Consider the following 15,066-nt stretch of genomic DNA (forward strand, 5'->3'; position numbering starts at 1 on the left):
CTGCTCGTCCTTCCTAACTGCTGTCACTCACTTTGCCCGCGCGCAGGGGTGCCACATCGTGTGGTGCGGCAGGCAAAGGCCGCGCAATTTACGCGGCTTTTGGTGAAAAATCCACCACCCCCAGGGGGCGTAGGCGCATAAAACTACTACCCCTTAACCGCGCCGGAAGACAGACCGGACACGAGGAAGCGCTGCAGCGCCAGGAACAGCAATATCACGGGCACCGAGACCAGGATGGAGCCGGCAGCAAAGTAGCCCCATTCGGACGAGTAATCGCTGACGAAAAAGCGCAGCCCCACTGGCACGGTGTACAGCGACTCATCGTCCATAAAAATGGAGGCCAGAATGAACTCGTTCCAGGCAGTCATAAATGAGAAGAGCCCGGTCACCGCGATCGCCGGCCGCGCCAGCGGCAGGATGATGCGGTAGAAAATCGTCATCCGGGATGCACCTTCAAGCAGCGCCGACTCCTCGATCTCGAACGGCAGGGTGTCGAAGTAGCCCTTCAGCATCCACACGCAGAAGGGCAGCGCGGTGATAGCGTAGACCAGGATCAGCCCGAGCCAGGAATTACCCAGCCCCAGCCACTGCACCACGATGACGTAAAGCGGGATCAGCATCAGCACTGCCGGGAACATCTGCGACACCAGAAACAGCATCAGGCCACGGTTGCGCCCGGGGAAGCTGAAACGGGAAAAGGCATAGGCGGCGGTACAGGACAGCACCAGCCCGATCACCGTGGTCCCGGCGGCCACCACCACACTGTTCAGCAGCCAGCGCATAAAGGGCTGCTCGGTAAGCACCGCACGGAAATTATCCAGCGACCATTGCTCCGGCAGTGGCACCAGCGCCGCCAGCTGGGCCCAGAACCCCATATCCTGGGTGTCCTGCACCAACTGCAGGGATTGCTGGCCGGAAAAGGCGAGGCTCACCACCCACAGCAATGGATAGATCACCACCAGCGAGGCAAACACCAGCAGGGCGAAACGCCAACTCAGTACCTCTCGCAACACGCGCTGCGCCCGCTCCCACCGGGGAACCCCCGGAATCTCGACCGCGGGCTTACCTTGCGCCAGGATCTCTTTCATCGCGCTGCCTCCCGGCCAGTCTCAAACGCGCCACTCACCCGGGTCTGCCAGAGGGCATAGACGAACAGCAGCGCCAGCACCACGATGGAATAGGCAGCCGCATAAGCGTACTGGTACTTCTCGAAACCGATGCGGAAGGCCTTGGTAATCAGGATGTCGTTGGCACCGGCCGGTGCGCCGTCACTGACCAGGTAGATGACATTGAACATATTGAACGTCCACACCACCGACAGGATCACCGCCGGCACCAGCACCGGGCGCAATAGCGGCAGGGTAATGGTGCGGAACTGGTACCAGCGACCCGCACCCTCTACCTTTGCGGCCTCGTAGAGTTCGCGGGGAATAGCCTGCAGGCCGCCGAGGATCACTACCATCATGAATGGAATACTGAGCCAGACGTTGGTCACAAGACCGGTAAAGAAGCTGGTACCGACCGAATCGAACCAGGCCACCGGCGCAAAACCGAACACCTGCAACCCCTGATTGATGACACCGAACTGCGGGTGGAACATGCCCTTCCAGACCAGGGCGGTGATGTAGTTAGGAATTGCCCAGGGCAGGATCAGGATCAGGCGGAACCAGGTGCGGCCGAATATCGGCTTGTTCAGTGCCAGCGCCAGCAACAGTGACAGCCCCACCGAGATGACCACGTTGCTGGCGGTCCAGCAGATGGTCATAAAGAGGGTCCAGTAGAAGTTGTCGTAGTTGATACTGCGCTGGCTGCCCTCGCCGTAGAACAGGTTCCAGTCCCCGAGAATCGACAGGTAGTTGCCGAGACCCAGCCAGCGGGAGGCCAGCGGCGCACCCTCATTCAGCAGCGTGGTATCGGTAAACGACAACAGGAAGCCGTAAAGCAGGGGGAAGAACACCAGCAGCACCATGCCCAGTGCCGCGGGCAGGATATACAGATAGGCGGTGCGGTGCTGGCGCCAGCTATCCCAAATGTGACTGCGGTAACGCCAGAGCGCCATGGCCACCGCCAGACCAGCCAGCAGTAACGTCAGGGGCAGCCACAACGGCAGCTCGCCGGGCCGCTCACTGCGGCGCTGCGCTTTTTCCAGCACCGCCACATCTTTCTGCAGTTGCGCCTGCAGGCGCTGAAGCTCAGCCGCCGGCTGCGCTGCACCTTTCACCACTTTTTGCAGCACGGTTTCCAGCGGTTTCCACAACAGGGTCATTGCCGGGTGGTTGGGGATCGGCACCGCGGTATCCAACTGGTTGCGGAAAGCCATGGCGACCGGGTCGCTGGCAAGGCGTGGACTATCGAAGGCCGCCAGGTTGGCCGGCAGCTGGCCACCCTCAACCGCCAGACGCTCCGCGGCTTCGGTCGAGGTGAGATAGGTCATCAATCTTGCCGCCGCCTGCTGCTTCTTGCTCCAGGGTGAGAGGAACAGTCCCTCCACCGCAACCCACGGCGATAGCGGGCGCTCACCAACCAGTCGTGGCAGGGGCGCCACGGCATAATCGATGGACGGATCAATTTCGCCCAGCATCCATGGGCCACTGATGACCATACCCGCGCGGCCCTGATTGAACAGGTTCGTCACCAGCGTGCTGTTGGGCTCCTCGGGTAATACCTGCTCACTGCGCACCCAGCTTTCCAGCAGTGCCAGCGAGCGGATGTTGTCCTCACTGTCGAGGGCCAGCTCTCCCTGGGCGTCGAAAGGGCCACTGCCAAAGGCATTCATCAGGGCGCCATGGAAAAAGGGCTCCGTATAGCTGTAAGCGAGCCCGAAGCGCCCGCGCTCCCGATCCGTCAGCTCGCGGGCGCGATCGAGCATCTCGCTGACCGTCGCCGGCGGTGCGGCCACCAGGGCGCGGTTATAGATCAGCGCGGTGCTCTTGAAGTTGAGCGGCAGGCCATAGAGCAGGCCTTTATAGGTCATGGCGTCCAGCAGGCTCACCGGGAAGCGGCTCAGGACTTCCTGTGGCAGCAATGGCGCCACCGGCGCGATCATATGTCCGGTCTCGGACCAGCCACCGATACGATCGTGGGCAAAGATAAACAGATCCGGCCCCTGGCCGCGGGGCAGTGCGGCAGAGAGCTTGTCCGGGAAACTGCCGAAGGGGACGGCCAGGGCGCGGACAGGAGTGTCCGGATAGTGACGGTTATAGTCCGCCAGCAGCGCCTCAAGCGCCTGGCGCTCCGCGCCGCGGTAGCCGTGCCATAACAGCAGCTCACGGGACTCCTGTGCACAGACCTGCAGCGCACCAAACCCGAGCAACAGCCCCAACAGCGGGGCCAGCAGGCGTGCCATCACGGAGAGACCGCCTCCGGCTGGGGAGCGGCAACGGCGCGAGCCTCGCGCAGGCGCAGGCGGGTGTTGGCATCAAACAGATAGAGCGCGGCGGGATCAAAGGCCAGCGTCAGATTCTCACCGGGAGTGAGTGGCCGCAAACCGGGCAGCCGCGCCACCAGGCGCTCGTCGCCCTCACCCAAGTGAACGAGCATTTCGGCTCCCAGGGTTTCCACCATCTCGACCGGCGCAGTAAGGCGCGGCCAGTGCGCCGGCGCCTCGGATGCCGGGCAGAGGTTTTCCGGACGCAGGCCCAGCAGCAGCTCGGCGCCGAAACGGTCCAGCCCCTCACGGGGTAGCCGCATCAGGCGATTCTCGAGCGAGTGCCCCACATTGCGGGCCGGGAGGATATTCATCGGCGGAGAGCCCATGAAACCCGCCACAAATACATTGTCCGGGTCGCCATAGAGCTCCATCGGCGTTCCCACCTGCATCAGCTCGCCGCCATTGAGGATGGCGATACGGGAGCCCAGCGTCATGGCCTCCACCTGATCGTGGGTGACATAGACAGAAGTGGTGCCGAATTCCCGGTGCAGACGGCCGATACTGCCTCGCATCTGCACTCGCAGCTCGGCGTCCAGGTTCGACAGCGGCTCGTCAAAAAGGAATACCTGGGGATCCCGCACCATGGCGCGGCCCAGGGCCACCCGTTGACACTGCCCACCGGAAAGCTGGCCCGGCTTGCGCGCCAACAGGCTGGACAGGCCCAGGCTCTCTGCGGCGGCCTCCACCTGCGACTGAATCGTGGCCTCGGGCTGCTTGCGCACACGCAGGCCGAACGCCATGTTTTCAAACACGGTCATGTGGGGGTAGAGGGCATAATTCTGGAAGACCATCGCCACATCGCGGTCTTTTGGCGGCAGCTCATTGACCAGGCGATCGCCGATCCACAGCTCACCCGCGGTGACCGACTCCAGTCCGGCGATCATGCGCAGAGTGGTGGACTTGCCGCAACCAGAGGGGCCGACAAGTACCATAAACTCCCCGTCCCGGATGTGCAGGTCGAGGCCGGGCAGTGTGGGCACACTGTCCGCGTAGCGTTTGACTACGCCTTTGAACTCAATACTGGCCACGGCAATACCTGTTACTGGCCCGTGCTCCATCGGCAAGCGGCATCTGTCGGCTGGATACGGTCATGGGCTCTAAGCTTGAAAGTGTTCTTCTTGTCCGGCGCTCAGGGCAGACCGGCCAGTATCATTCTGAGTCAGCCCCCCTGCAGGCGGCATCATCCCCGCCCGGGGCGTAGCCGGGCGGAATCGAACAATAATTGATCAACCCTTAAAAAGCAAAATGCGCCTCGGCTCACCGGTCACAGCCTAAGCGGTCTGGCCGGGCCGCGCTTGTCATTGCGGGTCATCGCGGGTCATTTGGAAAGTTTCCGCAGAAAGACGCCGATCTCCCGCTCGACCTGCACATCTCCTTTGTCCCGGGCGACCTGCAGCCCCCGCTCAAACGCCAGCCGGGCCTCTGCATCACTGCCAAGCGCCATATGACTGCGACCGAGCAGCTTCCACGCCGCAGAGTGATCGGGCATCTGTTCAACACACACCGCAAGATGTTCTGCCGCCTCCTCGTACTCCCTGGCATTGAACAGTGCACTGCCGAGCCCGAACCGCAGCAGCGGCGCGTCTTTGCCCTCTGCCAGTTGTGTTCGCAGGCGCTCGATGATCGGATTGGTCATGGGGGCTCGCTCCGCTTCCGCGCTAGAATCCGCCTAGAATAACGCACAACCGGGGGTATCCATGAAAAGACTGCTCACTCCGATCGCTCTGGGCCTGGCCCTGAGCGGCAACGCCAGCGCACAGGAAAACGCCAATCTGGACCGCTTACTCGAAAAAACCGAAGACAAGGTCATCGAGTGGCGCCGCCACATTCACCAGAACCCGGAGCTCGGCAACCGGGAATTCGAAACCGCCAAGTACGTTGCCAGGCATTTGGAATCCCTCGGTATGGAAGTGGAAACCGGTATCGCGCACACCGGTGTCGTAGCCCTGCTGAAAGGCGGCAAGCCAGGCCCCACCGTGGCCCTGCGCGCTGACATGGACGCACTGCCTGTCACCGAAGAAGTGGACGTGCCCTTTGCCTCCAAGGTCACAACCGAGTTCAACGGCGAAAAAGTCGGCGTGATGCACGCCTGTGGCCACGATACCCACGTGGCCATGCTGATGGGAGCAGCGGAAGTCCTCGCCGGCATGCGCGATGAACTTCAGGGCAATATCCTTTTTGTCTTCCAGCCCGCCGAAGAAGGCGCACCGGAAGGTGAAGAGGGCGGCGCCGAGCTGATGCTGAAAGAGGGCCTGTTCAAGAAGTACAAGCCGGACGTGGCTTTCGGCCAGCACGTCACCTCAAACCTGCCGGTGGGCGTGATCGGCTACCGCTCTGGGCCGCTGATGGCAAGCTCGGACAGGTTCCGCATCATGGTCAATGGACGCCAGACCCACGGCTCCCGCCCCTGGGGTGGTGTCGATCCGATTACCACCGCAGCCCAGATTGTGATGGGCGCGCAGACCATCGTCAGCCGCCAGATCGATATCACCAAGGAGCCGGCAGTGGTCTCGTTTGGCAAGATCGACGGCGGGGTGCGCAACAACATCATCCCGGATAATGTGGAACTGGTGGGCACCATCCGAAATTTCGATATGGACAACCGCCAGCAGATTTTCGAGCGCCTGAAAATCACCGCCGAAAACATCGCCCAGAGCACCGGCGCCAAGGCCGACGTGACCATCTACGAGGGCTACCCGGTAACGGTGAACGACCCCGCACTGACCAAACTGGCGGTGCCGGTACTGCGTGAGGTAGCAGGCGAGCGCAAGGTGATGGAGATTCCCAAGATTACTGGTGCGGAGGACTTCTCCTTCTTTGCCAATGAGGTACCGGGTTTCTACTACTTCCTCGGCGTGACCCCCAGGGGCACCGACCCCTCCAAGGCCGCCAGCAACCACTCGCCACGTTTTTACGTGGACGAAAAGGCATTGCAAACCGGCACCGAGGCCCTGACTCGCCTCGCCCTCACCTATATGGCCAACAACAGCCAGTAATCGCTGTCGCTGAATAAAGAAAAAGCCACCGTGGTTTCCCACGGTGGCTTTTTTATATCGCGCGTTTTTTACTTACGCGTCAAGCAGTGCTCTTCTGCGGCGAGCGCCGACGTCGCCGACGAGGCGCATCCTGCCCGCCATTTCCCGAACGGTTGCCGCGATTCCGATCACCGCGACCACCATCGCTACGGGCATTGCCGCCGCGAGATTGATTGGACCGGTTTCCGGCTCCGCCATTGCCGCTACCTTGTGAAGCGCGACCGGCCTGTCCACCTCGAGATCCCGCCTTGCCTGATTCGGGAACCACGTGGTCGGGCTCAAAGCCCTCGATTTCCTCGCGGGCAATCGGCTTTTTGATCAGACGCTCGATATCGCGCAGCTGTTTGATCTCGTCGGCACTCACCAGCGATACCGCCTGACCGCGGGCACCGGCGCGGCCGGTACGACCGATACGGTGTACGTAGTCCTCGGGCACATTCGGCAGGTCGAAATTCACCACCTGAGGCAACTGGTCGATATCGATACCGCGCGCGGCGATATCGGTTGCCACCAGAATCTGCACCTTGCCGTTCTTGAATTCTGCCAAGGCCTTGGTGCGGGCATTCTGGCTCTTGTTACCGTGAATGGCAGCCGCGCGGATGTTATCGGCCTCCAGTTGTTTCACCAGACGGTTAGCACCGTGTTTGGTGCGACTGAATACCAGCGCCTGGTGCCAGTTGTTTTCACGGATCAGGTGGCTCAACAATTTCTGCTTACGCGCCTTGTCGACTGGGTGCAGTTTCTGTCGCACGGTTTCGGTCGTACTGTTGCGCGGGCTCACATCGATTTCTACCGGATCTGTCACCAGCCCCTTGGCGAGCTGACGAATCTCCGGTGAGAAAGTGGCCGAGAACAGCAGGTTTTGACGCTTGGCTGGCAACACCTTCAGGATACGCTTGATATCGTGGATAAAGCCCATGTCCAGCATGCGGTCGGCCTCGTCGAGGACCAGTGCCTCCAGCTTGTCGAAGCGAATCGCACGCTGGTTGTACAGGTCCAGCAGGCGGCCTGGGGTTGCAACCAGAATATCGGCACCGCCGCGAAGGCGTTGCATCTGCGGGTTGATCTTCACTCCACCGAACACCACCGAGTGGCGCAGCGGCAGGTACTTGCTGTAAAGCTGCACATTGTCAAAGACCTGTGCCGCCAGCTCACGGGTTGGAGTCAGCACCAGCGCGCGCACCTGGTTATTCCGCGCCGGGGCACCCTGGGCCAGTCGGTGCAGCAGCGGCAGGGTAAAACCGGCGGTCTTGCCGGTACCCGTCTGGGCCGCGGCCATAATATCTCCGCCGCGCATCACGGCCGGAATCGCCTGTGCCTGAATGGGGGTAGGTTTTTCGTAGCCCTGCTCGGCCACAGCCCGGGCAAGCTCAGCAGCCAGCCCCAGATTTTCGAATAGCATAAGTTTCCTCGGGCCACATTTGCCTGCAGCCAAAGCGTCCCGCCCAGAGGCGGAGAGAGAATGAATCAGAGAATCCGGGCACTACTGCCCGCTCTGCCGTCAAATCACGGCCATACCGAGGCCGAATCGGTGCGGCATTCAGTAGGTGTTTCCGGGGAGACTTCGGAGAGTGTTCCAGGGAGGGTACCGCTGGGTCACAGCGGACTACAGATGACGCAGCTGACCAGTGGCCAGCGCGGGCACTATATCACAGCCGCACCTACTGCAAAGTTTTATTTTTTCTTTGGCACCCAATACTTAGAACCGCACTTTCATAGATGCACGCTGGTTAGCAGCTTCAGGCCTTGGAGAGCAATCCCATACAGCTTAGCGTTTAGTCGAGACCGCAGCGCGGTCGGGGCAGTGAGACAACTGGTTTAATGCAACTGACGGAAAAAATTGCCACAACAAGGCGGGGAGGTAGATCTTATGTCTACCCAATATTTTTGTGAAAACTATGAGCCGGAAACGGTCACTCTGCAGGACGGCCGCCAAGTGCAGATTCGCGCAGTGTGCAAGACCGACGGCCAGCTGGAAAAACAGTTGTTCGAAGGTCTCTCACCCGAATCGCGCCGCGATCGTTTTCTAGGTGGCAGCCATAAAGTCAGCGAAAAGCTGTTATCGCTGCTCACAGAAAATGACCACAACACTCATGAGGCACTAATTGCCGTCGCCGATGTTGACACGGATCCAAAAGCGGTTGGCGTAGCACACTATGCCTGTGACCCGGGCGGACATTCATGCGAATGCGCCGTGGTGGTTGCCGACGAGTGGCAACACCAAGGGCTTGGCTCGGTATTACTGAAGCGCCTGACGGAGATTGCCGAGGATCACGGCCTCGATGAAATCTATTCCATCGATTCCGCCGAGAACCATGGACAGGAACACCTGGCCAAATCCCAGGGGTTCCAGTGCACGGCTGACCCACGAGACTACACACTACTGACCTACAGCAAGTACCTGCATCCAAACTACCTGGCTAGCAAACAGGCTGCAAAAGTAGCGTCCTGGACTCAATGACGGAGGGCACACGGTGCCCGGGGTGCGGATTAAGCGTCCTCCCCGGGCTCAACAACCTCAAATGTCTGCCGCATCAGTTCCCTTCCCTCTATATCGAAGAATTCGAGCGTCCAAGTGCCGGGCACCATTTCGTAGTCGAAGTCAAAACTGTACGTCATGGAACTATCCTTACCGAGTGTCGGCAGTAGGATGTCGTGTTCCTCCGTCACCCTGCGACCGGACGGCAACACCTGCTCGGGATGGGTCCACTTCAAACGAATGACGGCGTGTGTCTTATCGGCCTCCCCTGTCATCGCGTAACGCGTACCAAACTTCAGGCCTTTCCGCAGTGGAACCTGTAGGGTCTCCTCCCGAATGGTGTAAGGGTAGCTATCCCCCTCAGCCAGGCCGGTCTGGGTCTTAGCCAGGGTCGCTGCTTGGTCATACCCGCCCCCAAACTTGAAAAATGCACGAATCTTCTCCAGCTGTTCTCCAGTGAAATCCACCCTGTCGAGGACTTCGGCCAGAACAACCGACTGTTTATCCCAATTGAGCTGGCCCACCTGTTTCAGGCGCTCGCCCTTCAGGCCCTGGTCCTCGAAGTCAACGTTCTGAAATAGCTTTTCAATGCACGCACCCAGATCTTGTTCGGTACCTATTCCCAGGCACTGGTGCCTCGCTACACCAATATAGGCAAAGTAGGCACCCTCTCCCTCAGCCCGGCGGTACAGGTCGTAAATGTCTGAAGCTTCCACTGCCGGGCCAGATCCCTGAGCAGACAACTCGGCCAGCATATAGGTCGCGCCGCCGGCACCTTGTCGGGAAGCCGACTCGTACCAGCGTATTGCGGCCTCCGTTTGCTTTGGATTACTGGTGTTGAGGAAGTGATCCCCCAGCCGCGTTTGAGCGCTGGCATTGCCCATTCGTGCCGCGCGCTCCAGGTATGTCAACGCACGACTTTCGTCTGCCGCTACTCCGGTGCCATTCCGGTAACTCTCACTGAGATACAGAAGGTCTTCGGAAATAGCTTCGTCGTTATCCGGAAACGGCAAAGACAACACACGCCGGATAAAGTCGTCAACATAGGCCGCCTGGTGGTACTCACCACCCCAGTTCGTATGTCCATGCCCAACGCCCTTATAAGCCACAAACTCAACTTGTTTGCCTAATTTCTCCATGACGTAATGCATGCGATTGGCCTGTTCGAAGCCAGATATCTGGTCCTTCTTTCCCGCGACGATCAGGGCCGGGGCCTTGACCGCACCTGCAAGCCGGAATGGGGAAAACTGCTTCAGCGATTCGCCCTCTTCACCGACGGTCCTACGAACACGCTGGCGGTAGTCTTCGTGAACTTTGTAATTACTGGCATTGAACAGCAGTGGCAGGTCGTAGACACCATACATTGAGATAACACAGTCGACCTGCTCCGGGCGCTGGATGGCCAGCATCATTGACGAGTAGCCACCATAGCTGCTGCCAATGGTACAGATATGATCGAAGCCATACGTAGCCATGGCTGCGTCTATCGCGGACCCGATATCGTCCTCAATCAGCTGACCCCATTGGCCCACGGCACTGCGATAGAACTCCTTACCGAAGCCCACCGAGCCGCGAAAATTGACCCTCAATACCGAATAGCCGCGATTGGCATAAAACTGGGTTTCTGGGTCAAAAAAGGTGTGGTCCCGCACGCCGATAGGGCCACCATGTGGGTACACGAGCAGGACACCGTTACTGCGCTCCGGCACCGTGATCAGAGATTCAATCTCGACACCGTCACTCGAACTTGACAGGAGCGGCTCAGAGCGAGTGAGCATGTTCTGGGGAATGTCTTCATTGAGGCCGTAAAGCTTCTCTGCCTTAAGAGTGCTCCGGTTAAACAGGTAATAGGCGCCCGGGTCGTCCGACGCATAAACCAGTGCGATGTATTTTCCCTGCTCGGCAGTTTCATCCACGATGACAATCTGCTTCCCGGGGAAAGCCTTCGCAAACTTGCTACTGATTTTTCCAGCCTCGGCACTGATGTATTCATTCACCAGCCGACCATGGTCAACATAGGCGACGGAATTCAATGCGCCGGATGCATCAGTCCGCGCTCCTACAAGATCATATCTTTTGTGACGGTAAAGCACCTCACCGAAGCTCCCCGCCGCGAGGTTGAACCGATACAACACCACCTTGTCGGAATTGAAATTACTCAATACCGCGAGCGTACCGTCCTCCATATAGCCGACTGGCTTGAAAACATCATCGGGCTGCGCGAGTGAGTGGACTCTCTGCCATGACGAATCATCACTGCCAAATTTCCAGATAATTACTTCATCTTCTTCGCGCGTCTTCGCGATCAGGGTCGATACTTGAGGATCCCATATGTAGTCAACCACATTCTCAAGGGGCTTCTTGAACAGAGTCGCGCGAGAGAGTGCATTCTGCGCAACCTGGGCCGTTGAGGCGCGGTGAATCCAGACACTGTCACCGTGTTTTTGGGCGAAAAGCATTTGGTCGTTCACGTCCGGGAGAGCGTCAATCAGTGATCCCTCCGCCCGAATTTCCCGCGAGCGGTACTGTGGCTTTTCGCCACTGTAATCGATATCGATGAAGCCTCGCTTCCACTCTTCACTGCCCTTGAAGTACACCTCGTAATAAACCGTGGAGGAATCGACCCAGTCGTATCGCTGCAATGAGCCCTGGGTTGAATCCAGCTTGAGCATCGGGTAATGCACACCGCTAGCCAGGTCAACCAGAGCAACATGGTGCTTGGGACGAAGGACATGCCCTGCGATCATCCGACCCGAGGGATCGAGCTTGAGTGACAGCACCTCCGGACTGCGAAAAAACAATTCAGCCGGCAGGGTCTTCGCCCAGCCATAAAGAGAAAAGCTGAAGGTAAAAACCAACAGTGCCAGGCGACATAGTTTCATTCCCCTGCCCCCCGCTCCAAGCTGCGGACATAGAGAAAGAAATCATCCTCTCCCGGCCCCGCGTACCTTACTTCCTCGCTATCAATGAGGTGCGGAAAGTTGGACTCCAGAAACTCCAGGGCTTCGGAGGAGCGGTTCTCCAGTTCGATCCTGGCGGTCATATTGCGAAGCCGGTTCTGGACATTCAGATGCCCCACGTAGCTCACAACCCCGGGTGTGACTTCAAAGCGCCAGTTTTCGTCGTCCAGCTTGAATGCATAGAGAAAGTTCAGGTGTACACTAATAATCCGGTACTTGCCTGCGGGCACCCTGGCCAAGATAAAGTTTGTTCCATGCTGCAGATCGTCGCGGTTCAGTGAGAGGTATTTTCTCCCACCCAGCTTGATCTGATCGAGGTTGAAGTTGGTGTCCACCGCAATGAGGAGATACCCCGCCTCGGCCTCGAGCACATCAAGCTGGCCCTCATCGATCGACTCAACAGGGCTCAAACAGCCCTGTAACAAAAGTGTTGCCAGCAACAGCACAATCGCGCCCGCAGCCCTGTGAACCATTCTCCTCTCCTTGTTGCCTTATTCTTTTTTCTCTCTGGGGCTTTCCGCTCTGCGCATACACCCGACAGGCGCCATCACGCCTGCATAAAAAAACCCGCATAGCGGGTTTAAAAAATCGAAGACTGCTAGCCGACTTCAGCCAGATTGCCCTTGCTCTCGAGCCACTGCTTCCGGTCCCCGGCACGCTTCTTCGCCAGCAGCATGTCCATGATCTGGTTACTGTCATCCCCTGCGTCGATATAAAGCTGGACGAGGCGGCGGGTATCCGGGTCCATGGTGGTTTCGCGCAGCTGTAGCGGATTCATTTCACCCAGCCCCTTAAAGCGGGTGACCTGTACTTTGCCTTTCTTCTTTTCCGCGGTGATGCGGTCGAGGATGCCCTGTTTTTCCGCTTCATCGAGCGCGTAGTAAACGTCCTTGCCGATATCGATGCGGAACAGTGGCGGCATGGCCACATAGACATGGCCATTGGTGACCAGGGCGCGGAAGTGACGCAGGAATAATGCGCACAGCAAGGTGGCGATATGCAGACCGTCGGAGTCGGCATCGGCGAGGATGCAGATCTTGTTGTAGCGCAGTCCTTCTAGATCATCGCTGGCTGGGTCCACCCCCAGCGCCACGGCGATGTCGTGCACTTCCTGATTGGAGAATATCTCACCGGAGTCCACTTCCCAGGTATTCAGGATCTTGCCCCGCAGGGGCATGATGGCCTGGAAGTCGCGGTCGCGAGCCTGCTTGGCGGAACCACCGGCCGAGTCGCCCTCGACCAGGAACAGTTCCGAGCGGCTGGCGTCGCCACTGGCGCAGTCTGCCAGCTTGCCCGGCAGCGCCGGCCCCTGGGTGACCTTTTTACGGGCGACTTTCTTGGCGGAGCGCAGGCGCTTCTGGGCGTTGCTGATACAGAGCTCGGCGAGCTTGTCGCCCTCTTCCGTGTGCTGATTCAGCCACAGGCTGAAAGCATCCTTGGCCACGCCAGAAATAAACGCCGTCGCCTCGCGGGAGGAGAGCCGCTCCTTGGTCTGGCCGGAAAACTGCGGATCCGCGAGCTTGGCCGAGAGCACATAGGAGCACTGTGCCCAGATGTCCTCGGGGCCGAGTTTGACGCCGCGGGGCATCAGGTTACGGATTTCACAGTACTCGCGCATGGCCTCCAGCAGGCCCGTGCGCAGGCCGTTCACATGAGTGCCGCCCTGGGCGGTGGGAATCAGGTTTACGTACGACTCCGCCGTGACCTCACCGCCTTCTGACAGCCATTGCACCGCCCAGTCGGCGGCCTCGGTGGAGGCAGAGAAGCTGCCCACGAACGGCTCGGCGGGGAGCACTTCCCAGCCCTGATTGGCGGCAGCCAGGTAATCTTTCAGGCCGTCTTCGTAGTACCACTCGTCGGACTCACCATCCTGCTCGTTGATGAATACCACAGTCAGACCCGGACACAGTACGGCCTTGGCCCGCAGCAGGTGACGCAGGTGGCGCACGGCGAACTTGGGGGTATCGAAGTACTGCGGATCGGGCATGAAACGCAGACTGGTACCGGTGGTGCGCTTGCCACAGGTGCCAATTACCTCCAGGTCGGAGGCCTTGTTGCCGTTCTGGAAGCCCATCCGGTAGACCTGGCCATCACGCTGAATGGTGATTTCCAGCACTTTGGACAGTGCGTTTACCACGGAAACCCCGACGCCGTGCAGGCCGCCGGAAAACTGGTAGTTCTTGTTAGAGAACTTACCGCCAGCATGCAGCGTGGACAGGATTACCTCGACACCAGGGCGCCCCTGCTCCGGGTGAATATCCACCGGCATACCGCGCCCGTCATCGCTGACGGAGAGGGAGTGATCCTTGTGCAGCACCACCTCGATCTTCTTGGCGTGGCCGGCCAGCGCCTCGTCCACGCTGTTGTCGATGACCTCCTGTGCCAGGTGGTTGGGACGGGTGGTATCGGTATACATGCCCGGGCGCTTGCGCACCGGATCCAATCCCGTGAGGACTTCAATATCTTCGGCAGAGTAATTGGCCATATTTTTATTTGTTTACTGCTGGTTGAATAAAAAATCGATGATGGCTTGGTGGTAGCGCTCAAACCGCTGGAAGCTGTGATCGCCTCCCTCTTCGATAGTCTGATGCTGGTTCCGGTAAAAGGCTTCGGCCTCGCGGCTGTCCAGTGTCTCGTCGCCGCGCTGGGCGAGCAGCCAGTAGCGCCCGTTGAGCGGCCCGGCAATCTCGCCCTCCAGTTGGCGCATGGTATCAACGTCGGACTGGGTAAGGCGATACTCGCGATCCTCGCCACTGTAAGGATGCAGGGTCTGACCGAGATAGGCCGGCATAAAACGCGCCGGGTGCACGGCCGGATTCACCACCACCGCCGGCAACCGGTAGCGCTCACCAAGGACCGTGGCCATAAAGCCCCCCATGGAGCTGCCCACTAACCCGATCTGCGGTGCCGCGGGTTGTTCGAGGTAGCGATCCAGTAAATCCGCCAACAAGTCGATGGTCGCGCCCGGATGAGGCGACAGATGCGGGGCGCAGAAGGTGATCTCAGGATGGGCTTCCGCCAGCCAGGCATGCATCTGCTGACACTTGAAGGACTGCGGGGATGAGAGGAAACCGTGCAGATAGACCAGTATCGGCCGCTGCTTGTGTTGTGATTCAGACATGGCCGGGGATTATATCCCGCATCACGCGAGAACAAACCCCG

11 protein-coding genes are annotated in these 15,066 nt (G+C 59.4%); 2 read left to right on the forward strand and 9 right to left on the reverse strand.

The window, feature by feature from the left end; all coding sequences use genetic code 11:
* Window positions 1-146: 146 nt before the first annotated feature.
* From AUP74_RS02090 to AUP74_RS02105, 4 genes are all read right to left on the reverse strand, one after another.
* Window positions 147-1,088 (reverse strand): sugar ABC transporter permease, encoded by a 942-nt coding sequence (locus AUP74_RS02090; RefSeq protein ID WP_083260767.1) that lies wholly within the window; start codon window positions 1,086-1,088, stop codon window positions 147-149.
* Entirely contained in the window at window positions 1,085-3,346 is a 2,262-nt protein-coding gene (locus AUP74_RS02095; RefSeq protein WP_069946106.1) for an extracellular solute-binding protein, read from the reverse strand. Before AUP74_RS02095 ends, AUP74_RS02090 begins: the two co-directional genes overlap by 4 nt.
* Window positions 3,346-4,458, reverse strand: coding sequence for an ABC transporter ATP-binding protein (locus AUP74_RS02100; RefSeq protein WP_069948650.1), 1,113 nt, complete (start codon window positions 4,456-4,458; stop codon window positions 3,346-3,348). The genes AUP74_RS02095 and AUP74_RS02100 overlap by 1 nt, the downstream gene beginning before the upstream one ends.
* Before the next feature lie 290 nt (window positions 4,459-4,748).
* On the reverse strand, window positions 4,749-5,066 hold the full coding sequence (locus AUP74_RS02105) for a tetratricopeptide repeat protein (RefSeq protein ID WP_226999865.1): 318 nt from the start codon (window positions 5,064-5,066) through the stop codon (window positions 4,749-4,751).
* Between the two features lie 61 nt (window positions 5,067-5,127).
* Between AUP74_RS02105 and AUP74_RS02110 the strand changes: the two genes are divergently transcribed.
* Complete coding sequence (locus tag AUP74_RS02110; protein ID WP_069946107.1) at window positions 5,128-6,426, forward strand: amidohydrolase; 1,299 nt, start codon at window positions 5,128-5,130, stop codon at window positions 6,424-6,426.
* 79 nt (window positions 6,427-6,505) lie between these two features.
* Here AUP74_RS02110 and AUP74_RS02115 read toward each other — a convergent pair whose 3' ends face one another.
* The gene (locus tag AUP74_RS02115; RefSeq protein ID WP_069946108.1) at window positions 6,506-7,867 is read right to left on the reverse strand and encodes a DEAD/DEAH box helicase; all 1,362 of its coding nucleotides are present in this window, start codon (window positions 7,865-7,867) and stop codon (window positions 6,506-6,508) included.
* Between the two features lie 468 nt (window positions 7,868-8,335).
* Between AUP74_RS02115 and AUP74_RS02120 the strand changes: the two genes are divergently transcribed.
* Window positions 8,336-8,926 carry a GNAT family N-acetyltransferase gene (locus AUP74_RS02120; RefSeq protein WP_069946109.1) on the forward strand — a complete coding sequence of 197 codons (591 nt, stop codon included), beginning with the start codon at window positions 8,336-8,338 and terminating at the stop codon, window positions 8,924-8,926.
* 29 nt (window positions 8,927-8,955) lie between these two features.
* On the opposite strand, the gene AUP74_RS02125 is transcribed toward AUP74_RS02120, so the two are convergent.
* From AUP74_RS02125 to AUP74_RS02140, 4 genes are all read right to left on the reverse strand, one after another.
* Complete coding sequence (locus tag AUP74_RS02125) at window positions 8,956-11,826, reverse strand: DUF3859 domain-containing protein (RefSeq protein ID WP_069946110.1); 2,871 nt, start codon at window positions 11,824-11,826, stop codon at window positions 8,956-8,958.
* The gene (locus tag AUP74_RS02130) at window positions 11,823-12,377 is read right to left on the reverse strand and encodes a hypothetical protein (protein ID WP_069946111.1); all 555 of its coding nucleotides are present in this window, start codon (window positions 12,375-12,377) and stop codon (window positions 11,823-11,825) included. The genes AUP74_RS02125 and AUP74_RS02130 overlap by 4 nt, the downstream gene beginning before the upstream one ends.
* A 125-nt stretch (window positions 12,378-12,502) precedes the next feature.
* Window positions 12,503-14,389: a DNA topoisomerase IV subunit B gene (parE, locus tag AUP74_RS02135; protein ID WP_069946112.1), complete on the reverse strand. Its 1,887-nt coding sequence runs from the start codon at window positions 14,387-14,389 to the stop codon at window positions 12,503-12,505.
* Window positions 14,390-14,401: 12 nt separating this feature from the next.
* Window positions 14,402-15,025: a YqiA/YcfP family alpha/beta fold hydrolase gene (locus tag AUP74_RS02140; protein ID WP_069946113.1), complete on the reverse strand. Its 624-nt coding sequence runs from the start codon at window positions 15,023-15,025 to the stop codon at window positions 14,402-14,404.
* Window positions 15,026-15,066: the final 41 nt, after the last annotated feature.

It is taken from the genome of Microbulbifer aggregans (genome assembly GCF_001750105.1).
GTDB lineage: Bacteria > Pseudomonadota > Gammaproteobacteria > Pseudomonadales > Cellvibrionaceae > Microbulbifer > Microbulbifer aggregans.